Origin of the sequence: Micromonospora sp. WMMA1923 (assembly GCF_049179195.1) — a bacterium.
Lineage (GTDB): Bacteria > Actinomycetota > Actinomycetes > Mycobacteriales > Micromonosporaceae > Micromonospora > Micromonospora yangpuensis.
Window position 1 is genome coordinate 2,066,530 of the sequence record NZ_JBMHLZ010000001.1, and the last position, 21,174, is coordinate 2,087,703.

Genomic DNA, 21,174 nt, shown 5'->3' on the forward strand with positions numbered 1-21,174 from the left:
CCGGGTGCGTGCCGGCCGGGCGGTGCCCCCGGTCGATGGTCGCCGCCGCCGACCGGGGGTGCTCAGGGTCGGGGCTCGGCGCGGTCCGTCATGGCGTCCAGCAGCACCCGGCGCGCGGCCAGCACGTGGGCCCGCATGGTGCTCGACGCCCACTCGGCGTCCCGGGTCCGCAGCGCCGCCACCAGATCACGGTGGTGCGCCATGCTGCGGGCCAGCGCGTCCGGTGTGTAGAGCCGGAACGCCCGGATGATCAGTGGCACCTCCACCACGGCCGACAACAGCGAGGTCAGCCGCGGACTCGCGGCGGCGCTGATGACCAGCCCGTGCAGCTCGGCGTTGAGGCTGGCGATCTCGTCCAGGTCCGGCGGGGTCATCCGCTCCGCCCGCTGTTCCATCTGGTCGCAGAGCAGGCTGAGCTTCGGTAGCCAGTCGGCGTCGATGCGGTGGGCGGCCAACGCCGCGCCGTAGCTCTCCAGCCGGGCCCGGATCTCGTAGGTGTCCTGCAGGTCACTGAGTGACCACTCCGCGACCCGGGCGCCGCGGTTGGGCTGGAAGACGACGAGCCCCTCCGCCGTGAGCCGGCGCAGAGCCTCCCGGATCGGCGTCCTGCTCACCCCGAACTGCCGGGACAGTTCGACCTCACCCAACCGTTCCCGTGGGCCGATGGAGCCGCTCAGAATCGCAGCCCGTAACGCCTCGTAGGCGTCCTGGCCGGCATTCGTCACCGTGCCTCCGTGGTGTCGAGTGATGGCGGGCTGGCATCCTTGCCGCCCGTCCGACGGTCTGAGATTGTATACACATGACGGTTGGTGTGGTGGAAGTGTCCCCCCGGGACGGGTTGCAGAACGAGGCCGAGATCCTGCCGACAGCGCGCAAGATCGAGCTCATCCGACGGTGCGTCGACGCCGGAGCCCGCCGGGTCGAGGCGGTCTCGTTCGTCCGCGCCGACCGGGTGCCCCAGATGGCCGATGCGGAGGCCGTCATGGCCGAGGTGCCCCGACACAGCGACGTATCGTACATCGGTCTGGTGCTCAACCGGCGCGGGCTCGACCGGGCGCTCGCCGCCGGGGTGGACGAGGTCAACTGTGTCGTGGTCGCCACCGAGACGTTCAGTCGACGCAACCAGGGCGCCTCGGTCGACGCCATGGTCCAGCAGTGGGCCGCGATAGCCGGAGCCGCCCACGCCGCCGGCCGGAAGGCCAGCGTCACCGTGGCCGCCGCCTTCGGCTGCCCCTTCGAGGGCGAGGTCGCCCCGACGGTCGTCGCCGACCTGGTGCGACGGTTGGCCGCCGCCGAGCCGGACGAGATCGCCCTGGCCGACACCATCGGTGTGGGAGTTCCCGCCCAGGTCCGGCAGCTGGTGCGGGCCGCCGCGGCGGCGGCCCCGGGGGTGCCGCTGCGCGCGCACTTCCACGACACCCGCAACACCGGCATCGCCAACGCGCTGGCGGCGGTCGAGGCCGGCGTGCGGGTTCTCGACGCCAGTGTCGGCGGGATCGGTGGCTGCCCCTTCGCCCCGGCGGCCACCGGCAACGTCGCGACCGAGGACCTGGTCTACGCGCTGCACCGCTCCGGTCATCCGACCGGCCTGGACCCCCGGCTGGTGATCGGGACGGCCGCCTGGATCGGCGACCAACTCGGCAAGGCCACTGTGCCGGGTGCGCTCGGTCGGGCCGGCTGGTTCCCGGCCGAGCCGCAGTGACCGCTCCGACCCCGGTGGTTCGGACGGGCGGTCGCGGGACCGCCGTCGTCGCCACGGCCGGGTTGCTCCGCGACACGATCAGGCGACCCCGTCAGGCGTTGTGTCCTCTGTTGGGTTGTTCGTCCTAATCTAGCGACGTTCACGTTTCTTTCGGTCGTCACCGCGCCGAGTCGCACGGTGACCCGTCCCGACGCGTCCGGCTCGGGCTCCCCACGGAGGTTGCAGATGGGCGATCGTGTGCGCAGACGTCAGTTGGTGGCTCTCTCGGGCACCGCCGGCGCCGTCGGCCTGCTCGGTCTGGTGGGCGCGGGCGGTGCCCTGGCCGACGGCGGGTCGGCGGGGCCGGCGGCCACCCCCGGATCGCCACCGGCGCTCGGCGGCCCCGGCGGCCCGGCCCCCTGTCCCACGCCCTCCGCGGCGTGTGGCTTCCCGGCAGACACCGGTGGCCGGTTCGACCTGTGGGACCGGGTGCAGGTCTGCGAGGGCACCAAGGTCGGCCCGCCCTTTTCGCAGTGCCTGCGGACGACACCCACCTACGTGATCCTCAACGGCGGGTCCGGGTCCAACCACGACTACCTGCTCGTCCCGAGCTGCCGCGTCCGGGGCATCGAGTGCCCGTGAATCACCACCGCCGCCGCCCCGAACTACTGGCTGGAGGCGTGGAACAACGCACAACCCGGGCAGCCGGGACAGGTCGTGTACCCCAACATCGGGCTGGGGATCAACTCGGCCGACCCGACGATCCGTACCCAGGACCAGCTGCACATCCACCTGGCCGGCATCCACTCCGGCATCCAGACCCAGCTGAACAGCCACGACAGCGCGATCAGCAACGACCCGGCGCGGTGGCGCAACCAGATCGTGCCGATCTGGGGGCTGACGAGCACCGGTACCCCGGCTCCCCGGTCCTACCGGGTGCTGCACGTGGCGAACCTCAACGACAACCTCTTCCGGCTGCTGCTGGACAGCGTGGTACGACCGACCGGCTCGACGATGGCCGCGCAGATGATGGCGGTGACGCCCCGCCTGATCGGCAACGGCGGGTTCTACGTGCTCAACAGCGAACCCGGACTGCCCGTCGCGATGGGGCAACCCGGCGGCACGGGCACCACCGACTTCCTGCTGGCGTACAACTGACCGGACAGCGCGTACGATGTCCCGTGGTGCTGGTTCGTCCCGCCCGTGAGGGTGGGACGTCGTAAGAGGGAACCCGGTGCGAGACCGGGACTGCCCCGCAGCGGTGAGTGGGAACGACCGCCGTCAACGAAGCACTGGACCGTGAGGTCTGGGAAGCGACGGCCAGTAGGCGACCTGTGTGTCACGCCCACGAGTCCGAAGACCTGCCAGCGCCGCGCACACCGCCGGTGTGCGCCGCCGGCGGCCCCTCGGGAGGGTCAGGGCGGAAGCCGGTGCCTCCGGGGCGCCTACCTTCCCCTCCCGTGCCCGCCGGGCGCTTCGAGGGAAGGACCCCCTGTCGATGAACACCGCATTCGGTCAGAGCACCGTGCTCGGGTATCCGCGCATCGGCGCCGACCGTGAACTGAAGAAGGCCGTCGAGGCGTACTGGGCCGGCGCCCTCGACGCCGACGGCCTGGCGCGTACCGCCGCCGGCCTGCGGGCCGAGGTGTGGCGGACGCTGCGCGACGCCCGCCTCGACGCGATCCCGTCGAACACCTTCTCCTACTACGACCACGTGCTGGACACCGCCGTCGCGGTCGGCGCCGTCCCGGCCCGGTTCGCCCGGTTGGGCCTGTCCGAGATGGACACCTACTTCGCCATGGCCCGGGGCGTCGAGACCGAGCCGGCGTTGGAGCTGACCAAGTGGTTCGCCACCAACTACCACTACCTGGTGCCGGAGATCGCCGCCGACACCGTCTTCACGGCGAACCCGGCCAAGGCGCTCACCGAGTACGCCGAGGCCCGCGCGCTGGGGCTGACCACCCGGCCGGTCCTGGTCGGACCGGCCACGTTCCTGCTGCTGGCCAAGGGCGACGACCCGTTCGCCCGCCTCGACGAGCTGGTCGGGACCTACGCGGAGATCCTCACCGCGTTGGCCGACGCGGGGGTGCCCTGGGTGCAGCTGGACGAGCCCGGCTACGTCACGGACCGCACCCCCGCCGAGATCGACGCGTTGCGCCGGGCCTACACCCGGCTCGGTACCCTCACCCACCGGCCCCGGATCTTCGTCGCCAGCTACTTCGGCGAACTCGGTGACGCGCTACCGGCGCTGCTGGACACCCCGGTCGAGGCGATCGGCCTGGACCTGGTCGCCGGCGCGGGAAACCTCCAGCGGCTGGCCGCCGCCGGCCCGCTGGGCGGCCGGACCATCGTCGCCGGCCTGGTCGACGGCCACAACATCTGGCGTACCGACCTGCGGGCCGCCGTCTCGATCGGGGCGACGATCGCCGGCCTGGCCGACCACGTCGCCGTCTCCACCTCCTGTTCCCTGCTGCACGTGCCGGTCGACCTGACCGCCGAGTCGCGTCTGGACCCCCGGCTGGCCGAACGGCTCGCGTTCGCCCGGCAGAAGGTCGACGAGGTCGTGCTGCTCGGCCGGGCGCTGCGCGACGGCACCACCGTGCTGCCCGCGCCGCTGCCGGCCGCCCCCGCCGCCTGGCGGCACGACGAGGTACGCGGCCGCCTCGCCGCGCTGCGCCCCACCGACCGGCGACGTGGCGACTACGAGACCCGGGCCGCCCGGCAGCAGGACCGGCTCGGCCTGCCGGAGCTGCCCACCACCACCATCGGGTCGTTCCCGCAGACCGACGAGCTGCGTCGGGCCCGCGCCGCGTACCGGGCGGGTGGCCTGGACGACGCCGGCTACACCGCGCGGATGCGCGCCGAGGTGGAACGGGTGATCCGGCTGCAGGAACGGCTGGGCCTGGACGTGCTGGTGCACGGCGAACCGGAACGCAACGACATGGTGCAGTACTTCGGCGAGCAGCTCGACGGGTTCGCCGCCACCGAACACGGTTGGGTGCAGTCCTACGGCTCCCGCTGCGTACGCCCGCCGGTCATCTTCGGTGACGTGGCGCGCCGGGCACCGATGACCCTCGACTGGTCCACCTACGCGCAGTCGCTCACCAGCAGACCGGTCAAGGGCATGCTTACCGGCCCGGTCACCATCCTGGCCTGGTCCTTCGTCCGCGCCGACCAGCCGCTGGCGGACACCGCCGACCAGGTGGCGCTGGCCCTGCGCGACGAGTGCCACGACCTGGAGGCCGCCGGGATCCGGGTGATCCAGGTCGACGAGCCGGCGTTGCGCGAGACGCTGCCGCTGCGCCGGGCCGACCAGCGGGCGTACCTGGACTGGGCGGTGGCCGCGTTCCGGCTGGCCACCAGCGGCGTCGCCGACGACACCCAGATCCACACCCACCTGTGCTATTCGGAGTTCGGTGAGGTGATCGACGCGATCGACGCCCTCGACGCCGACGTGACCAGCATCGAGGCGTCCCGGTCGAAGATGGAGGTCCTCGACGACCTCGCCGCCGTCGGCTACGGCCGGGGCGTCGGCCCCGGGGTGTGGGACATCCACTCTCCCCGGGTCCCCCCGGCCGACGAGGTGGTCGAGGCGCTGCGCCGGGCCGTGGCCGCGGTGCCGGCGTCCCGGCTGTGGGTCAACCCGGACTGCGGCCTGAAGACCCGCGGCTACCGCGAGGTGGAGGCGTCCCTGCGGCAGCTGGTCGCGGCCGCCGCCGAGGTACGCCGGGACTGACCGCGCGGCACCGGACGGTCCCCACTGTCGGGGACCGTCCGGTGGCCCGGGGCCCCGCCGGCCGGGCACCGCCGTGGCGGAGCCGACCGGTTCAGCCGGTCGGCGGGCGCCTGCCGACCGGTCACAGGGCGGGACGGACCCGGAAGGTGGCGGTGGCTGCCGAGGCGCCGTCGCCCACCCGGGAGATCCGCATCTGTCCCCGGGCGTCGTGCCGCAGGTAGTGCTCCGGATGGTTGGTCGTCCGCAGGGACGTGTGCGCGCCGCCGAGGCCGGGGACCGGGCAGAAGGTGGCGTCGGCGGCGAAGTCGGCACTGCCGTCGGCGCGGTGCAGGAACACCCGGAACTCGTGGTGGCGCAGGTAGTGACCGGGGAAGTTCACCGACTCGAAGGAGACGCAGCTGCGGGTACCGAGACCGGCGCGCACGACGAACGCGGCGTCGGCCTTCGTACCGGTGTCGCTGCCGGCGTCGACCCGGTCGACGCGGGCCTCGAAGAAGGCGTGCCGGACCCGGTGGCCGGGCCGGCCGGCCAGTTCCAGGCCGATCCGGGCACCCGGGGTCAACGTGGGTCCGGCCGGGGAGGTCGGCGCGGCCGGAGCCGGCGCGGTGGAGCTGGTGGCGGGCTTCGCCGGGGTGCTGCCGGCGCTGGCCGGGGTGCTACCGGCGGTAGCCGGGGTGGACGCGTCGTGGTCGGTGCCGGCGGCACGCGGGTTGAGCCCCGGCTGCACGGTGGGGCCGTCGGCCGGGCCGGACGGCGTGGCGCTGCGTTCGGGGGTGCCCGAGCCGAGACCCTCCACTGTGTACGGCGCGCCGCCGTTGGCGGGAAAGTCCGCACCGCTCGGCACCCCGGCGACGAACTCACCGCGGACCGGTTCCTGGCTGGTGCCGGCGTACAGCGCCGTCACCGCCACGACACCGGTGAGGGCGACCAGGGCGACGCCGCCCATCAGCAGGGCGCGGCGCGGGCGGGCCCGATCGGTCAGGCCGCTGCGCGACGGGACGCCTGCCGGCGTGTCGGGTCCGGTCCGTCGGACGACGACGGCGCTCTGCCTGCCGGCGAGGTCGGCACCGGCCGGAGACACCCCGCTCGGCCAGGCGGTCGGGGGCAGGGTGACCGGAGGCGGCGGCGGTGCCGCGGCGCGGTGCCGGAGTAGACCGGCGGGCTCGTACCACTGCGGTCCGGTGTCCGGCCGGTCGGACCACCGGTCGGTGATGCCCCGGCCGGGCGGACCTGACCGGCGAATCCAGCCGCCGATCCGCAGGCGTGACTGGTCGTTGCCGGTTTCGGGCATAGTGGTCTCCTGCTACTTCCGGCGCACGCGCTCACCCGGACATGTCAGATTGTTGCCGGCATACGTTCTCATTTCCCACCCGACCAACGCCAGTACGCATGCCGATCCGTGATCAAGTTTATCCGGCGCCGGTCGAGGTCCACCGTGGACCTACCCGGGGCGCGCCGGTCAGCTCATGTCGATGCCGAACGCCTGTTCACGCACGTCGAGGTCCGGATGCCGACGCAGGTCGAGCAGCAGGTCCCGCCACGGGCCGGGCCACCCGAATCCGGCCCCGTGCCGGACCAACGCCACCGCCAGCAGTCCACCGGCCAGGTCACCACGTCCGGCCGACCGCCCGACCGTCGCGATGAGCACCGTCGGATCGAGCCGGTCGCGCAGGGCCTGCCGGCGGGCGTCGACCAGGTCGGCGACACCGACGGCGAGGCCGGGTCGACAGGTGACCGTGTCGGCGATCTCGTCCAGATTGTCCAGCCGGCCGAGGGCGACCAGTAGTTCGGTGGCCGTACCGGTGAAGGTGGGTCGGTCGGCCAGCCACCGCGCCGCCTCGACCAGGGCGTTCCGGTCGGCACCGGCCGGCCGGCCACCGGAGCGGACGGCCGCACCCCGGGCCAGGAGGTCGATACGGCGCCGGGCCGGGCGGTCCGCAGCGGGTCCACCGGGCCTGTCGTCGTACGCGTCCTCGTCGACCAGGCGGGTCCCGGGTCGCACCGCAGCACCGCCCCGGCGGTCTCGGTCCAGATCCGGGCCCGCCGCTCCGGCGGGGCCGCGGCCAGCCGCTCGCCGACCCGCTCCAGCAACGGCCCGGCGTGCCACCGGACCAGCCGTTCCGGGTGCAGCGCGTGTTCCAGGTCCGGCAGCAGCGCCCGTACCGTGTCGGTGCCGCAGGCGGGCAGTAGCGCGGCCGCCTCCTCGTCGCCGCAGCGCAGCGCCGCGTGCCCGCTGCCGCGCCGGAACGAGAGCGGGTTTCACCCCGGTCGGGCTGGACCGGGCGGCGGCTCAGGCCCGGCCGGTGACCAGGAACTGGAGCTGGTGTTCGTGGTCGGGGGCCACCCCGAACCGGCGGTCCAGCTCGTACACCGAGGTCAGCGGGGTGACCGTGACGTCGTCGAGTCCCGCCTTCTCCAGTACGGCGACGGTCTGGTCGATGGACTGTGCGGCGGCCAGCGGCAGCATCGCCCGGACCTGGTCGTCGTAGTGGTCGGCGAGGCCGCCCGGGGTCTCGGGCAGTCCGTCGGGGAACCAGGTGCTGTCGACGACCGCGACGGTGCCGCCCGGCCGCAGCAACCGGATCCAGTTCGCCACGGCGACCTCCGGCTCGCGCAGCGTCCACATCAGGTACCGGCTGGTCACCGCGTCGAAGCTGGCGGCGGGAAAGTCGGGGTGGACGGCGTCACCGTGCCTGATCACCGGACCGTCGGCCATCGCCGCGGCGTGCCGGCGGGCCCGCTCCAGCATGCCCTCGGCGAGGTCGATGCCGGTGACCCGGTGCCCGAGTCCGGCCAGCACCATCGCGGCCTGTCCGGTGCCGGTGCCGACGTCGAGGACGTCCAGCGGCGGGTCGGGCAGGGCCCGGGACCAGATCTCCGACCAGGCCCGCTGGTCGTCGGCGAAGCGGTCGGGGCGTTGCACGTACTCGTCGTAGCTGGGCGCGCGGCCGTTCCAGTAGGCGTCGATGCGGTGCTGGGCCGTCATGCGGCGATCCTCTCCTCGGTGGTCTGGTCGACCGGTTGGAACAACAGGTGGATGGCGCCGTCGAGGTCCAGCCGGCGGATGCCGATGCCGTAGACGGGTTCGAGGAGCACCGGGTCGAGCACCTCGTCGGTGGTGCCGGCGGCGACCACCCCGCCGGAGCCGAGCAGCACCAGGTCGTCGCAGTACCGGGCGGCGAGGTTGAGGTCGTGCAGCACGACCACCGAGCAGGTGCCCAGGTGGCGTACCAGGTGCAGGATCTCGTGCTGGTAGCGGATGTCCAGATGGTTGGTGGGCTCGTCGAGCAGCAGGTGGGTCGCCTGCTGGGCGAGCGCCCGGGCGATCAGCACCCGCTGGCGCTCACCGCCGGAGAGTTGGGTGAAGGCCCGGGCGGCCAGGTGTGAGCCGCCGACCCGGGCCAGAGCGCGGGCGGCGATCTCGTGGTCGACCCGGCCGGTGCGCTGGAACGTCGACAGGTGCGGACCCCGGCCCAGCAGCACCAGCTCCGCCACGGTCAACGCCGTCTCGCCGCCGGTCTCCTGCACCACCACGGCCAGCCGGCGCGCGGCCTCCCGTGGTGTCAGGGTGGACAACTCGTCGTCGTCCACCCGGACCTGGCCGGTACGGCTGTGCAGCGCCCCGTAGAGCAACCGCAGCAGGGTGGTCTTGCCGCTGCCGTTCGGGCCGATCAGGCCGAGGACCCGACCCGGCCGGGCGGTCACGGTCACCGCGTCGATCACCGGGTTGGTGCCGTAGTGCCAGGAGACGCCGGTCGCGGAGATCACGGGGCCGCCGGGAAGCGCCGCATGATGCGTTCGAGGCCGTCGATCGACAGCGGGGTGGGTGGCTCGGTGAAGTTGAACAGCTGGGTCATCACGTTGCCCGCCCGGACGGCCTTGAGCTTCTCGGCGCCGGGCAGTCCGGTGAGTCCCTGCTCGACCGCCCGGGGATCACCGTCGCCGTGGAGCAGGATCAGCACGTCGGGGTCGCGGCCGAGCAGTTCCTCCACGGTGACCTCGAAGACCCGTTCCCGGACGTCGGCGAAGACGTTGCGGAACCCGGCGGCCTCCAACTGGGGGTGGGCCATGCTGGCGGTGCCGTAGGCGTAGGTGGTGCCACCACCGACGGTCGGATACAGCACCGCCGCCGTACGCCCGTCAGCCGGCGCCGAAGCCTGGGTCTGGATCCTGGTCATCCGCTCGCGCAGCGCGGTGACCGCCGTGGCGGCCTCGGTGTCCCGGTCGAACACCCGGCCGTAGGCCCGCATCTGCTCGTAGATGTCGTCGAAGGTCGGCGCACCGGTGCTGTCGGGGCACATGGCAGGCTCCTCCAACAGCGGGATGTCCACCGCGGAGAGGGTGTCGCGGGACAGGTTGTCGACCTCACCGAGCACCAGGTCCGGCTGTTGACTGATCACCACCTCCTTGGAGATCTGCAGGTGGCCGCTGGTGTCGGTCTTGTCGGTCAGCAGCGGGATCCGGTCCAGCTCGGCCTGGGTGGCCGCGTCGTAGTACTCCTTCGGGTACTGCCCGGCGCGGGCGGTGACCCGGTCCATCACCCCGAGCGCGTGCAGGTACGGAACGGCGGAACTCTTGAGCAGCACGACACGTTGCGGCGCGTCGTCGAAGGTCACCTGCGCGCCGCAGTTGGTCACGGTGAGCGGGTAGCCGGGCCCGGCGGCCGTGGTCGCTCCGCCACCGTCGGACCCGCACGCGGCGAGCAGCAGTACGCAGACGGACGCGGCAGCGGTGCCGGCGAGGCGGTACGTCGTCAAGTCTTCTCCTGGACTCGTCGGGGCGCTCAGGCGCCGGTGGCGTGTAGTCGACGGATCAGGACCACCAGGAAGGGGGCCCCGAGCAGGCTGGTGATGATGCCGATCGGGATCTCCTGCGGGGCCAGCAGGACCCGGGCCAGGACGTCGGCCCAGACCAGCAGGATGGCCCCGAGCAGGGCGGCCACCGGCACCACCCGGACGTGCGGTGCCCCGACGACGCGGCGGGCCAGGTGGGGCACGACGAGTCCGACGAAGCCGATGCTGCCGGCGGCGGAGACCAGCACCCCGACGCTGAGTGAGACCAGCACCAGCAGCCGCATCCGGAACCGGTCCGGTGACACGCCCAGGGTCTGGGCGGTCTCGTCGCCGATGGCCAGGACGTCGAGTCGGCGGCCCAGCACGGTGAGATAGGCCATGGTGACGCCCACCACGATCGCGGCCACCAGCAGCAGCGCGTTCCACCGGGCCAGTCCGAGGGAGCCGAGCAGCCAGAACATCACCGACCGGGAGCCCTCGGCCGAGCCGGAGGCGAAGATCAGGAAGCTGGTGGTGGCGTACAGCGCGTAGCCGACGGCGACCCCGGCGAGCAGCAACCGGATCGAGGTCACCCGGCCGCCGCTGCGGGCGATCAGGAAGACCAGCAGCGACGCGGCGAGCGCGCCGAGGAAAGCGCTGGTGGAGAGGGCGTACTGGCCGAAACCGGCGCCGGCGCCGAACAGGATCGCCGCCGCGGCACCGCTGGAGGCCCCGGAGTTGATGCCCAGCAGATAGGGGTCGGCCAGCACGTTGCGCACCATCGCCTGCAGGGCCACCCCGCACACCGCAAGCCCCGCGCCGACCAGCATCCCGAGCAGCACCCGGGGCAGCCGGACCTGCCAGACGATGGCCTGCTCCGGCAGGGTCCAGGTCACCTCGCCGGGCCAGCCGACGAGCTGGTGCCCGATGATGCGCGCCACGGTCAGCGGCGCGATCCCGATCGCCCCGGTGCCGACCGCGACCACCCCGGTCACGGTCAGGGCGGCGGTCAGCGCGAGCAGCCAGAGCGCGGTCCGGCGACGCTGCGCCGCGACGCCGAGCAGTTCCGTCCGGCCGCTCATCAGGGCGGTACCCACCACCGTTCCCCCTTCTGCAGCACTGATGCTTCTGCAAAAGTATGGCAACAAGCCGGTGGTGTGATCCGGCCGGGGTGGCTAGGCCGGGACCACCTGCGGATCGCCGGCGGCGTCGTGGGCCGCCATGGTCTCCTGCCGGTCGGCCTCCTCGCGCAGGATGGCGCTGTGCAGCCACGCCGGTGGGATGCCGAAGGCGTCCACCAGCGTGCCCATCTGCGGGCGCAGCTCCTTGAGCAGACCGTTGACCACCGCCGTGACGGCCTTGGACCGGGCCGGGGTGAGCCGCCCGTGCTCCAGGAACCACCCCTTGTGGGTCTCGATGACGCTGAGCGCGTAGAGGTCGCAGACCCGGGAGAGCAGGGCCCGCGCCGCCGGGTCCGTGGTGGCCTCGACGCCGGCGACGAACGCCTCCAGGGTGATCCGGTCGACGTGCGCGGCGGCCAGGGTCAGGACGTGGTCCTGGACGTCGTTGAAGATGTCGAAGGGGCGGTCCTTCTTTGTCGCCGCGCCGTTGCGCAGCCGCCGGATCGCGCCGTCGAGCAGGTGCTTCTCGCGGTCCTCGAAGACCTTGAGCTGCCAGCCCCGGTCGGTGACGGCGACCTCGTCGTCCTGGCCGGGCACGGCGCTGATCAGCCGCTGGATGAGTGACCGCGCGGCGGTCCGCTCGATCATCATCTCCCGGACCTGCTCGGCGACGAAGGAGGCCCGGCCCCAGCCGTCCAGCGAGCCGAAGGCGTCCCGGTAGCCGGTCAGCAGTCCCTTGGCCACCATCTGCAGCAGCACCGTGTTGTCGCCCTCGAACGTGGTGAAGACGTCGATGTCGGCCTTGAGCCCGGGTAGCCGGTTCTCGGCCAGGTAGCCCGCGCCGCCGCAGGCCTCCCGGCAGGTCTGGATGGTGCGGGTGGCGTGCCAGGTCTGGGCGGCCTTCAGCCCGGCGGCCCGGGACTCCAGCTCCCGCTGCCGGTGCTCGTCGAGCGGGCTGTCGTCGCGGTGCGCCTGGTCGAGGGCGGTGACCAGCTCGGTGTGCGCGAAGTGCAACGCGTACGTGGTGGCCAGCGCGGGCAGCAGCTTGCGCTGGTGGGCGAGGTAGTCGTTGAGCAGCACCTCCCGCTCGGCGCCGGGGGTACCGAACTGGCGGCGCAGGTCGCCGTAGCGCACCGCGATGGTCAGCGCCGACCTGGTGGCCGCCGACGCCGCACCGCCCACGCTGACCCGGCCCCGGACCAGGGTGCCGAGCATGGTGAAGAAGCGCCGGGAGTCGTTGTCGATCGGGCTGGTGTACGTGCCGTCCGCCGCGACCTGGCCGTAGCGGTCCAGCAGCATGTCGCGCGGCACGCTCACGTGGTCGAAGGTGATCCGGCCGTTGTCCACCCCGGCCAGGCCGGCCTTGGGCCCGGCGTCGCCGATGGTCACCCCGGGCATCGGGTTGCCCCGCTCGTCGCGGATCGGCACCAACCACGCGTGTACGCCGTGCCGCTGCCCGCCCGTGATCAACTGGGCGAAGACCACCGCCATCCGGCCGTCCCGGGCGGCGTTGCCGATGTAGTCCTTGCGGGCCGCCTCGTGCGGGGTGTGCAGGTCGAAGGTCTGCGTCTGCGGATCGTAGGTGCAGGTGGTGCGCAGTTGCTGGACGTCGGAGCCGTGGCCGGTCTCGGTCATCGCGAAGCAGCCGAGGAGCTTCACCGAGGCGATGTCACGCAGGTACGCCTCGTGGTGCCGCCGGGTGCCCAGGGCCACGACCGCCCCGCCGAACAGGCCCCACTGCACGCCCGCCTTGACCATCAGCGACAGGTCCACCTGGGCCAGCATCTCGCTGGCCACGATCGAGGCGCCGACGTCGGACCGGCCGCCGTGACCGGTGGGGAAGGCCGAGGCGATGCCCACCTCGGTGGGCAGTTCGGTGAGCAGCCGGGTGATCCGCTCCCGCGCCTGGTCGCCGCTCTCGCCGTACACCGGTAGGAAGCGTTCGTCGAGGTGTGCCCGGTGCGCGTCGCGGACCTCGGCCCACGGTCCGTCGAGCACCTGGCGCAGGACGGTGGGGTCGACGGGGCCGGGCGCGTGATCGGTCATGGCTACCTCGCGGGACGCTGGTGTGCGGCACTGAACCTACCCAAGGGTAACAAGTGGTTGATCCCGGTAGCCGGCTTCGCTTGACCCTGACACTGTGACAGGGTTTCCACTGGTGCCTGGAGGTGGTCGCCATCAACCCGACCCGTTCGAACCCGCCGGAGAGCCGACTGGTCGCAGCCCTGGGCGCCGGGCAGTCCTCGATCCGGCTCAGGGCCGCCCTGGCCGCCGGCACGCAGCCCGACCCCGCGATGCTGGAAGCACTCGTGCGACGGTGCGCGGTCGAGCCGGAGCTGTTCGTCCGCGAGATGCTCACCTGGGCGCTGACCCGGTTGCCGCCGGAGACGACGGTGCCCAGGCTCGTCGCCGAACTCGCCGCCGAGGCGGCCCAGGCCCGCAGTCAGGCGCTGCACACCCTGTCCAAGATCGGCGACCGCGGGGCGTACCCGGCGGTCGTCCGGTCGCTGCACGACGCGGACGACGAGGTGGCCCGCACCGCCTGGCGGGCCGCCGCCGTTTTGGTGCCCGACGACCAGCGGGAGCCGCTGGCCGCGGCACTGGCCGCCCAGCTCGGTCGCGGCGACCGGGAGATACGACGCAGCCTCAGCCGGGCCCTGGCCGCCCTCGACGACGTGGCCGAACCGGCCCTGCGGACCGCGGCGGCCAGCACCGACCCGGCGGTACGCGCGCACGCCCGCGCCACCGAGCTGCTGCTACGCGACCCGGAGGCCGACTTCGACGCCGCGGTCCAGGAGGCGAAGCGGATCGTCGCGCTCGGCCCCGACGGCGTCGGGGAACCGTTGCTCGGCCCCGACGGCGTCGGGGAACCGTTGCTCGGCCCCGACGGCGTCGGGGAACCGTTGCTCGGCCCCGACGGCGTCGGGGAACCGTTGCTCGGCCCCGACGGCGTCGGGGAACCGTTACTCGGCCCCGACGGCGTCGGGGAACCGGTGTGCTGATCGGTGAGGTGGCCCGCCGGTCGGGGGTGAGCATCCGGATGCTGCGGCACTACGACTCGCTCGGGCTGGTCCGCCCGACCGGCCGCACCACCGGCGGCTACCGGGAGTACTCGGCGCTCGACATCCGCCGGATCTTCCACGTGGAGAGCCTGCGGTCGCTGGGGCTGTCGCTGCGCCAGATCGGCCGGGCGCTGGAGGACCCCGCCCACACCCCGGCCGCCGTGGTCGGTGACCTGATCCGCTGGACCGAACAACGGCTGGCGCGGGACCGGGAACTGCTCGACCGGCTGCGGACCATCGACGCCTCGACCCCGTCGGACTGGTCGGACGTGCTGCGTGTCGTCGAGCTGATGCGGGGTCTCGACTCGCCCAGCGCCGCGCGCCGGCAGCAGAGCGTGCTGGTCCCGGCCGATGAGGTGCCGGTCCCCGCCGAACTGCTGGCCGCAGCCGTCCTGGCCGAGGCCGACCCGCACGTCGCCGGGGCGCTGCGGTGGGCGCTGGCCCGGGCGGGTGACGCCGGGGTGGCCCCGCTCGCCGCCGGGATCCGCTCCAGGCACGTCGAGGTCCGGCGGCGGGCGGTACGGGCGGTCGCCGAGCTACCCGGCGACGCGTCGACCGCCCTGCTCACCGAGGCCCTCGACGACCCGGACCCGACGGTCCGTCGGCCCGCCGCCCTGACCGTGGGCACCCGGGGCGGGGCCGGGGCCGTGCCCACCCTCGTCGCCATGGTGGTCGAGGGCGCCAACGACGTCGAGGCGGCCGAGGTGCTCGGGTCGCTGGCCGCCGCACCCGGCAACGCGGAGCGGATCGTCGGTGCCCTGGCCGACGAGTTCGCCGCCCACCCGGGGCAGCCGGCGGTGCGGATCCGGTTGACCCAGGCCCTCGTGGAGCTGCCCCCCGGGGTTGCCGACGGCCTCCTGCGGGAGTTGGCCCACGACGACGACCGGGTGGTCGCCGCCATCGCCTCGGCCCAGCTGGCAGCTGCCGGGGGATAGCCGGCCTATTCCCGCCAGCCGGTCAGCTCGACCCCCTTGGGGATCTCCACCCGGAACCCCAGGCCGATCTCGCCGCTCTCGCCCGGGCCCAACCGTAGCCGCCAGACCACCTCACCCAGTTCGCTGCGCTCGGCCGGCGGCGGCACCAGCGTGGTGTCCCGGACGACGACCGCCTCGTCGCGGGAGACCGGCAGCTGGTCGCGTACCTCGACGGTGGCCGGCCGGGGCGTGTGGTTGGCCACGGTGATCTGGTACTCGACGTCCCGCCGGCGGGTCGAGCCGAGGGTGGCCCGGGTCTCGGTCCGCCGGTGCAGCTTCCGCTCCACCCGCACCCGGTCGTCCACCCCCAGCGCCAACTCGGTCTCCTCGCCGGGGGCCCAGACGGGCAGCCGGGTGGTCGCGACGAAGTCGGCGCCGTGGAACACCGCCGCCGGGCCGGGCGGGAACGTGTGCGCGGAGGTGTTGCCGACGGTGGCCCGCAGGTGCGCCTCGGTGGCGCGAAGTGGCACGGTCACGTAGTCGGTGCGCGTCGGCAGCTCCAGGACGGCGATGGTGGCCCGGTGCGCGCTGCCGTCGGCCGGCACCGCCACCGGACGGGCCGGCCGGTAGGTGGCGGCGCTGATGCCCTGCTCCACCTCGGCGACCTGCTCCCGCACCTTCGGCCGGGGCCGACCGGCCCGCGCCGCGACCCCGGTGAGCGCCGGGCCCCCGCCCGGCGGTGGCGGCGAGCCGAACGAGGCCGTCGGCGCGGGCGGCGGCGGGGCGGGCCGGAACCGGTCCAGATACCAGGGCGACAACTCGGGTACGGCGGTCGCCGCCGCCGGCCGGGCGGTCGACAGCGCCAGCTCGCACTCCGGCCAGTCCTCCCCGGTGTCCTGGCTGACCAGCCCGAACCAGGTAACGGTCATGGTCTCCTCGACCAGCCGCAGGTCGTAGGAGGGCTGCCAACGGGCCCCGTCCACCAGGTAGCTGACCTCCAGGTCCAGCTCGGTGTCGTCGGCTGAGGCCGAGACGGTCACCTCGGCGGCCAGCCGGTCGGGCTCCCGCTTGCCGTGCGCCGCGTCCAGGTGCCGCTGGAGCACTGCCTGTTCCTCGGTCAGCTCGGTGCGCCGCCGGGCCAGCGCGCGTAGCCGGGCACGGGACTCGGCGAGCTGACCGGCCACCGAGTCGGTGAAGGCGGCCACGTCGGCCGGGCTCGCGTCGCCGCCGGCCAACGCCCGGGCGTACGTGCCACCGGCCCGCTCGGCCAGCCGGCCGAGGAACTCGCCGCGCTGCTGCTCGATCTCGTCGGCGTCGTCGATCTCGGCCAACTCCTCGGCCAGCTCCCGGTGCCGTTGCTCCCACCCACTCACCTGGTCGTCGGCGCTGCGGGCCTGCCGCCAGGTGGTCACGTCCACGCCCAGCACCGTGGCCGCGCCCCGGCCGCCGACCCGGATCGAGTCGCGGTGCAGCCCCAGCGGCAGTGGTGCCAGGCGTAACCGGTGTTCGCCGGCGGCCAGCCGGGCGCTGCCCCGGCGGGTGATCCGGGCCCGGTCCGGATAGACGGTGACGGCGACGATGGGTGCGTGCAACTCCGCTGTGGTCACGGCGGCGAGGGTAGTCCAACCGCGCCCGTACCGCCCTCCGTCGGCTGCGTAGGCGGCCGTAGTCCGGTGTAGCGCCCACGGTGGTAGAGCAACGGCGCGCCCCCGGTCTGCTGACCGGTCAGGGGTTCGGCCAGCACGATCACGTGGTCCCCGGCGGGCACCCGCTGCGTCACCCGGCAGAGCAGCCAGGCGATCGGACCGGGTAGCAATGGCACTCCGTACGGGCCGTTCCGCCAACCGGGGGATGCGGTGAACCGGTCGATCCCACTGGTGGCGAAGGTTCGGGCGATGTCCCGCTGATCCTCACCGAGCAGGTGCACCGCCACGTGCGCCGCGCCGGCCACGGCCGGCCAGCTCGAGGATGAGCGGGCCAGACAGAACGACACCAGCGGCGGTTGGAGCGACACCGAGGTGAACGAGGTGGCGGTGAATCCCACCGGCGGGGCACCTGCGGCGGTGACCACCGCGACGGATGCGGCCTGCTGGCGAAGAAGCGAGCGGAACGTCTCCGGACCTACCGGCTCGATCGGCTCGGCGGGGGCAGTCAAGACAATCCTCCTGATGGATGGGGCGGCTACCGTCGCGTCGACCGGTCCTGCCGGAATCAGCCGACCGCGTCGAGGCGGACGGCGATGGGTGCGCCACCCCGGACGAGCGTGTTGTAGATGGGGCACCGTGCGGTGAAGTCGTCGACGTAGCGTCGGCTCAGTTCCTCGGCGGTGCCGGAGAACCTGAAGCTCAGGTCGATCCACTCGAACCGGGTGCTGTCGTCCGCGTCGACCAGGTACGACGCGGACAGCTCCAGGTGCGGGTACGGCAACTCCCACTCCACCGAGCGAGCCGCGATCAGGTTCAGCGCACACCCCGCCAGGCCAGCCAGGAAGTAGTGCGCCGTGCCCGCGTGTTCGACGACGTCCAACAGCTTGCCGTTGTCGATGGTGAAGGTCACCTCCCCGCCGTCGGCCACGAACCGTCCCACCACCGGGGTCGTCCGCAGCGTCAACACGGCCGGCTGGCGCTCGGTGGCAGTGGTGCTCATGCCGCACCGCCGGTCTCGGTGGCCGCCGTACGCTCGGCCAACCGGTTCGGCGCGCTCGGGAGCCCGAGGTGCTCGCGCAGCGTCGAGGTCGTGTACTCGCTGCGGAAGACGCCTCGTCGCTGCAGCTCCGGCACCACCAGGTCGACGAAGGACGCCGCCGGTCCGGGCCAGTAGGGCTGGCAGATCGCCAGGCCGTCGAACGCCTGCTCCCGGAAGTTGGACTCGATGAAGTCGGCGAGGTCCGCGGCGTCACCCACGATCGCGGGCTGCGACATCGGGTTGTTGCCGAGGTAGTGGGTCAGGTCCTCCAGGGTGATGTCCTCGTCGTCGAAGCTCGCGATCGCGTTGTCGATGATCCAGGCCTTCTCCGGGGTGAGCGAGCGGTCGATCGCCGCCAGGACCCGGTCGGTGCCGGTGTGGCCGGACAGGTCGATGCCGAACTGGTCGGAGAGCACCTGCGGGATGAAGACGTTCGTGTTCAGATCCTGTACCTCACGGAACTTGGCGTGCGCGGCACGCGCGTTCTCCGCGACGTACGGGGTGATCCCCGCGATGAGCAGATGGTCCTCGGCCGGGCGGCCGTGCCGGACCACCCGGGACTTGACGTCGGCGTAGTACGCCCTGTTCCAGTCGGCGTGCCGCCACTGGATGAACCGCATCTCGGCGTACTTGGCGGCGTACTCCAGCGAGCGCTCCGAGTAGCCGGGGTGCATGAAGGGAATGTGTCCCTGCGGCGGGCGGGGGAAGTTCAGCGGGCCACGGACCGAGAAGTGCTTACCCGTGTGGTTGATCGGTCGGGCCTTGCTCACGTCGTGGTAGATCCCCGTTTCCTTGTCCGCGACGAGCCAGCCGTCCTCCCAGCTGTCCCAGAGGTCCCAGAGCACCTCGGTGAACTCCTCGACCCGGTCGTAGCGGTCCTCGTTGTCCAGGTGACGCTCCCGGCCGAAGTTGAAGGCGGCGGAGAGGTCCGAACCGGTGACGATGTTGAGGCCGAGCCGGCCGTTCGAGAGGTGGTCGAGGGTCGCGGTGATGCGCGCGGTGTGGAAGGGGTCGTTGTAGGTCGTGTTGAAGGTCACGACCAGGCCGACCTTCTCGCTGAGGGCGGCGGCGTAAGCCATCAGGGTGAAGCCCTCGATGGCGAAGAGGTGGTCATGTGAGGCCTGGACGTTCTTCCCGGTGTAGGCGAAGTTGCCCCGGTGGGCCGAGCTGGTCAGGGAGTTGCCGACGAAGTAGAAGTCCAACTTGCCCCGCTCGGCGATCCGGACGTCCTCCGCGACCACCCTCGGATCGGTGTACCCGTCGGCCACCGCCTCCGGCAGCCGCCAGGCGCTGGAGTGGCGCCCGATCCCGCTGTAGACCAGGCCAAGTTTCACGTGCTGACGTGTCATTCCAGAGAACCTTTCAGGTGCGGGGTGGTGGTGGGTCGGCGGGCGCTCACGGGCGGCTTCCGCTGGTGGTGGTGCGTGGAAACGGCTCAGTCCCCGGTCCCCTCCGGACGGGACCTTCTCCGCAACGCGCCCAGCTGCTCGACTCCCAGGTAGGACAGCAGTTCGGCCCGACGGACGAGCAACTCCGTGCCGGGCACCGAGCCGTCGGGGTCCCGTCGGACCTCGACCGCGTGCGCGATGCGCCCCTCCCGCAGGACGAGCACCCGGTCTGCCAGCTGCACCGCCTCGTCGACGTCGTGCGTCACCAGCACCACTGTGGTCGCGTGCCGCTCCCAGATGCCGACCACGAGTTGGTGCATCGAGATGCGGGTGAGCGCGTCGAGCGCACCGAACGGCTCGTCGAAGAGCATCAGCCGGGGGCGGCGGACGAGGGCCCGGGCCAGCGAGACCCGCTGTGCCTCTCCACCGGAGAGGGTCAACGGCCACGCGTTGCTCTTGTCCGCCAACCCGACCTCGGCGAGGGCGTCGAGTCCCGCCGCGGCCGACGAGCCCGGCAGCCCGACCGTCACGTTGTCGAGTACCCGCAGCCAGGGGAAGAGCCGCGCCTCCTGGAAGACGACCGCGCATCCGTCCGGGGCCGCGACGTGACCGGCGTCTGGGGCGTCCAGGCCGGCGAAGAGCCGCAGGAGTGTGGACTTGCCGGAACCGGACCGGCCGAGCAGGGCGACGACCTCGCCCTGCTCGACGGTCAGGTCCAGGTTGTGGAGTACGCGTTGCCCACCGAAGTGCCGGGAGACTCCGCGTGCCAGTTCGAGCATGTCAGCTGCCAAGGCTCGACACGTCGACGTAGTTCCTGGTGAGGTCCGGGACGCTGGACCGGAAACCGAAGCGTACGGTCTGCTCGCCGACCTCCTTGATCTGTGCCAGGACCTCGTCGTTGACCGGTACCACCTCGCCCGGGTCGAAGCCGACCACGATGTCGACGAGCTTGGGTGGTTGCCCGTCGGCCAGTCGGGCCTTCTTCTCCACGTCGCGGTTGGTCCGGATCTCCTCGGACTGTCTGGCGAGTCCCTCGAAGACGGCCCGGACCGAGGCGGGGTGCGCGTCCAGGAAGCTCCGGGTGACCACGAAGAGGCTCCAGTTGCGCGCGCCGGTCTGCGCGTTGGTGGTCAACACCGAGGTCCCCTCGATCAACTGTGCGGAGGCGAAGAAGTTGTCCCAGGTGGCGAGCGCGTCGACGTCGCCGCTGGCCAGTGCCGAGACGCCGTCGGCCGGGTTGGCGATGTGGACGACGGTGACGTCGCCGGCGGTCAGGCCGGCCGACTCCAGCGCGGCCAACAGCACGTACTCACCTGTCGAACCGGGGGTGCTCACCGCCACGCGTTTGCCGGCGAGACCGGCGACGCTGGTGATGCCGGCCTTGTCGCGTACGACGATGCCCTGGTTGTCACCGCTGTTGCGGACCAGGGCGAAGGCGACCAGAGCCGAGGCGGTGTCGGCCTCGTTGAAGAAGGTCGCCACCGAGTTCGAGGTGAAGTCGATCCGTCCGGCCTTGGCCGCCTCGGAGGCCTCCACCGGTGCCAGCGGTCCGTTCCACTGCACGGAGCCGCCGACCTCCTTGAGCGCGTCGGAGACGGTGTTGCTGTCTTCGGCGAGGGTCCACAGGCTGGTGCCACCGAAGTACCCGACCCGGGCCACGGCCGAGTCGCCCTGCGCCGTCGGTGCGGAGGTGGCCGCGGGAGCGGCGGGATCACTGCCGCAGGCGGTCACGACGAGTGTCGCCACGAGCAGGAGGCCGCCGAGCCCTCGACGGCGGGCCGATAGCAGTGTCTTCATGATGTGTTTCCTTTGCTG

Annotated in this window: 19 protein-coding genes, 1 pseudogene and 1 riboswitch; of the genes and pseudogenes, 6 read left to right on the forward strand and 14 right to left on the reverse strand. The window is 72.7% G+C overall.

The features are described 5' to 3' along the window. Nucleotides 1–62 precede the first annotated feature (62 nt). Entirely contained in the window at nt 63–725 is a 663-nt protein-coding gene (locus ACN28G_RS09455) for a GntR family transcriptional regulator (protein WP_091437351.1), read from the reverse strand. Between the two features lie 74 nt (nt 726–799). Between ACN28G_RS09455 and ACN28G_RS09460 the strand changes: the two genes are divergently transcribed. The 4 genes from ACN28G_RS09460 (at nt 800) to metE (ending at nt 5,417) form a co-directional block, all read left to right on the forward strand. Continuing rightward, nucleotides 800–1,702, forward strand: a complete 903-nt coding sequence (locus ACN28G_RS09460) for a hydroxymethylglutaryl-CoA lyase (RefSeq protein WP_091437354.1) — start codon at nt 800–802, stop codon at nt 1,700–1,702. Nucleotides 1,703–1,927: 225 nt separating this feature from the next. After that, a complete protein-coding gene (locus ACN28G_RS09465) occupies nt 1,928–2,323 on the forward strand; it encodes a hypothetical protein (RefSeq protein WP_229688499.1) in 396 nt (131 codons plus the stop codon). Then, entirely contained in the window at nt 2,324–2,839 is a 516-nt protein-coding gene (locus ACN28G_RS09470; protein WP_268239719.1) for a CDP-diacylglycerol diphosphatase, read from the forward strand. A gap of 13 nt (nt 2,840–2,852) precedes the next feature. After that, nucleotides 2,853–3,064: riboswitch (cobalamin riboswitch) on the forward strand. 115 nt (nt 3,065–3,179) lie between these two features. Then, nucleotides 3,180–5,417: a 5-methyltetrahydropteroyltriglutamate--homocysteine S-methyltransferase gene (metE, locus tag ACN28G_RS09475; RefSeq protein ID WP_421478925.1), complete on the forward strand. Its 2,238-nt coding sequence runs from the start codon at nt 3,180–3,182 to the stop codon at nt 5,415–5,417. Between the two features lie 121 nt (nt 5,418–5,538). Here metE and ACN28G_RS09480 read toward each other — a convergent pair whose 3' ends face one another. From ACN28G_RS09480 to ACN28G_RS09510, 7 genes are all read right to left on the reverse strand, one after another. Further along, entirely contained in the window at nt 5,539–6,708 is a 1,170-nt protein-coding gene (locus ACN28G_RS09480) for an AbfB domain-containing protein (RefSeq protein ID WP_421478926.1), read from the reverse strand. 168 nt (nt 6,709–6,876) lie between these two features. After that, nucleotides 6,877–7,419: a hypothetical protein gene (locus ACN28G_RS09485; RefSeq protein WP_091437363.1), complete on the reverse strand. Its 543-nt coding sequence runs from the start codon at nt 7,417–7,419 to the stop codon at nt 6,877–6,879. A gap of 288 nt (nt 7,420–7,707) precedes the next feature. Then, a complete protein-coding gene (locus tag ACN28G_RS09490) occupies nt 7,708–8,403 on the reverse strand; it encodes a class I SAM-dependent methyltransferase (RefSeq protein WP_091437366.1) in 696 nt (231 codons plus the stop codon). Then, on the reverse strand, nt 8,400–9,185 hold the full coding sequence (locus ACN28G_RS09495; protein WP_091437370.1) for an ABC transporter ATP-binding protein: 786 nt from the start codon (nt 9,183–9,185) through the stop codon (nt 8,400–8,402). The genes ACN28G_RS09490 and ACN28G_RS09495 overlap by 4 nt, the downstream gene beginning before the upstream one ends. Further along, nucleotides 9,182–10,174, reverse strand: coding sequence for an ABC transporter substrate-binding protein (locus ACN28G_RS09500; RefSeq protein WP_421478927.1), 993 nt, complete (start codon nt 10,172–10,174; stop codon nt 9,182–9,184). Before ACN28G_RS09500 ends, ACN28G_RS09495 begins: the two co-directional genes overlap by 4 nt. 26 nt (nt 10,175–10,200) lie before the next feature. After that, on the reverse strand, nt 10,201–11,289 hold the full coding sequence (locus ACN28G_RS09505) for a FecCD family ABC transporter permease (RefSeq protein ID WP_421478928.1): 1,089 nt from the start codon (nt 11,287–11,289) through the stop codon (nt 10,201–10,203). Nucleotides 11,290–11,364: 75 nt separating this feature from the next. After that, nucleotides 11,365–13,356: an acyl-CoA dehydrogenase gene (locus ACN28G_RS09510; RefSeq protein ID WP_421478929.1), complete on the reverse strand. Its 1,992-nt coding sequence runs from the start codon at nt 13,354–13,356 to the stop codon at nt 11,365–11,367. Between the two features lie 131 nt (nt 13,357–13,487). Between ACN28G_RS09510 and ACN28G_RS09515 the strand changes: the two are divergent. Next, nucleotides 13,488–14,120 (forward strand): annotated as a pseudogene (locus ACN28G_RS09515) (HEAT repeat domain-containing protein); the annotation flags it as partial. 185 nt (nt 14,121–14,305) lie between these two features. Further along, nucleotides 14,306–15,307, forward strand: coding sequence for a HEAT repeat domain-containing protein (locus ACN28G_RS09520; protein WP_091437381.1), 1,002 nt, complete (start codon nt 14,306–14,308; stop codon nt 15,305–15,307). A 5-nt stretch (nt 15,308–15,312) separates the two neighbouring features. Here ACN28G_RS09520 and ACN28G_RS09525 read toward each other — a convergent pair whose 3' ends face one another. The 6 genes from ACN28G_RS09525 to ACN28G_RS09550 all read right to left on the reverse strand — a co-directional run bounded on the left by ACN28G_RS09525 (nt 15,313) and on the right by ACN28G_RS09550 (nt 21,156). Continuing rightward, nucleotides 15,313–16,893, reverse strand: a complete 1,581-nt coding sequence (locus ACN28G_RS09525; RefSeq protein ID WP_091437386.1) for a DUF4139 domain-containing protein — start codon at nt 16,891–16,893, stop codon at nt 15,313–15,315. Next, complete coding sequence (locus ACN28G_RS09530) at nt 16,890–17,441, reverse strand: flavin reductase family protein (protein ID WP_091437389.1); 552 nt, start codon at nt 17,439–17,441, stop codon at nt 16,890–16,892. Before ACN28G_RS09530 ends, ACN28G_RS09525 begins: the two co-directional genes overlap by 4 nt. Before the next feature lie 56 nt (nt 17,442–17,497). Further along, a complete protein-coding gene (locus ACN28G_RS09535) occupies nt 17,498–17,932 on the reverse strand; it encodes an OsmC family protein (protein ID WP_091437394.1) in 435 nt (144 codons plus the stop codon). After that, nucleotides 17,929–19,320 carry an NtaA/DmoA family FMN-dependent monooxygenase gene (locus ACN28G_RS09540; protein WP_421478930.1) on the reverse strand — a complete coding sequence of 464 codons (1,392 nt, stop codon included), beginning with the start codon at nt 19,318–19,320 and terminating at the stop codon, nt 17,929–17,931. Before ACN28G_RS09540 ends, ACN28G_RS09535 begins: the two co-directional genes overlap by 4 nt. An 86-nt stretch (nt 19,321–19,406) precedes the next feature. Beyond that, nucleotides 19,407–20,138: an ABC transporter ATP-binding protein gene (locus ACN28G_RS09545; RefSeq protein ID WP_421478931.1), complete on the reverse strand. Its 732-nt coding sequence runs from the start codon at nt 20,136–20,138 to the stop codon at nt 19,407–19,409. A gap of 1 nt (nt 20,139) precedes the next feature. Then, entirely contained in the window at nt 20,140–21,156 is a 1,017-nt protein-coding gene (locus tag ACN28G_RS09550; RefSeq protein WP_421478932.1) for an ABC transporter substrate-binding protein, read from the reverse strand. Between the last annotated feature and the right edge of the window lie 18 nt (nt 21,157–21,174).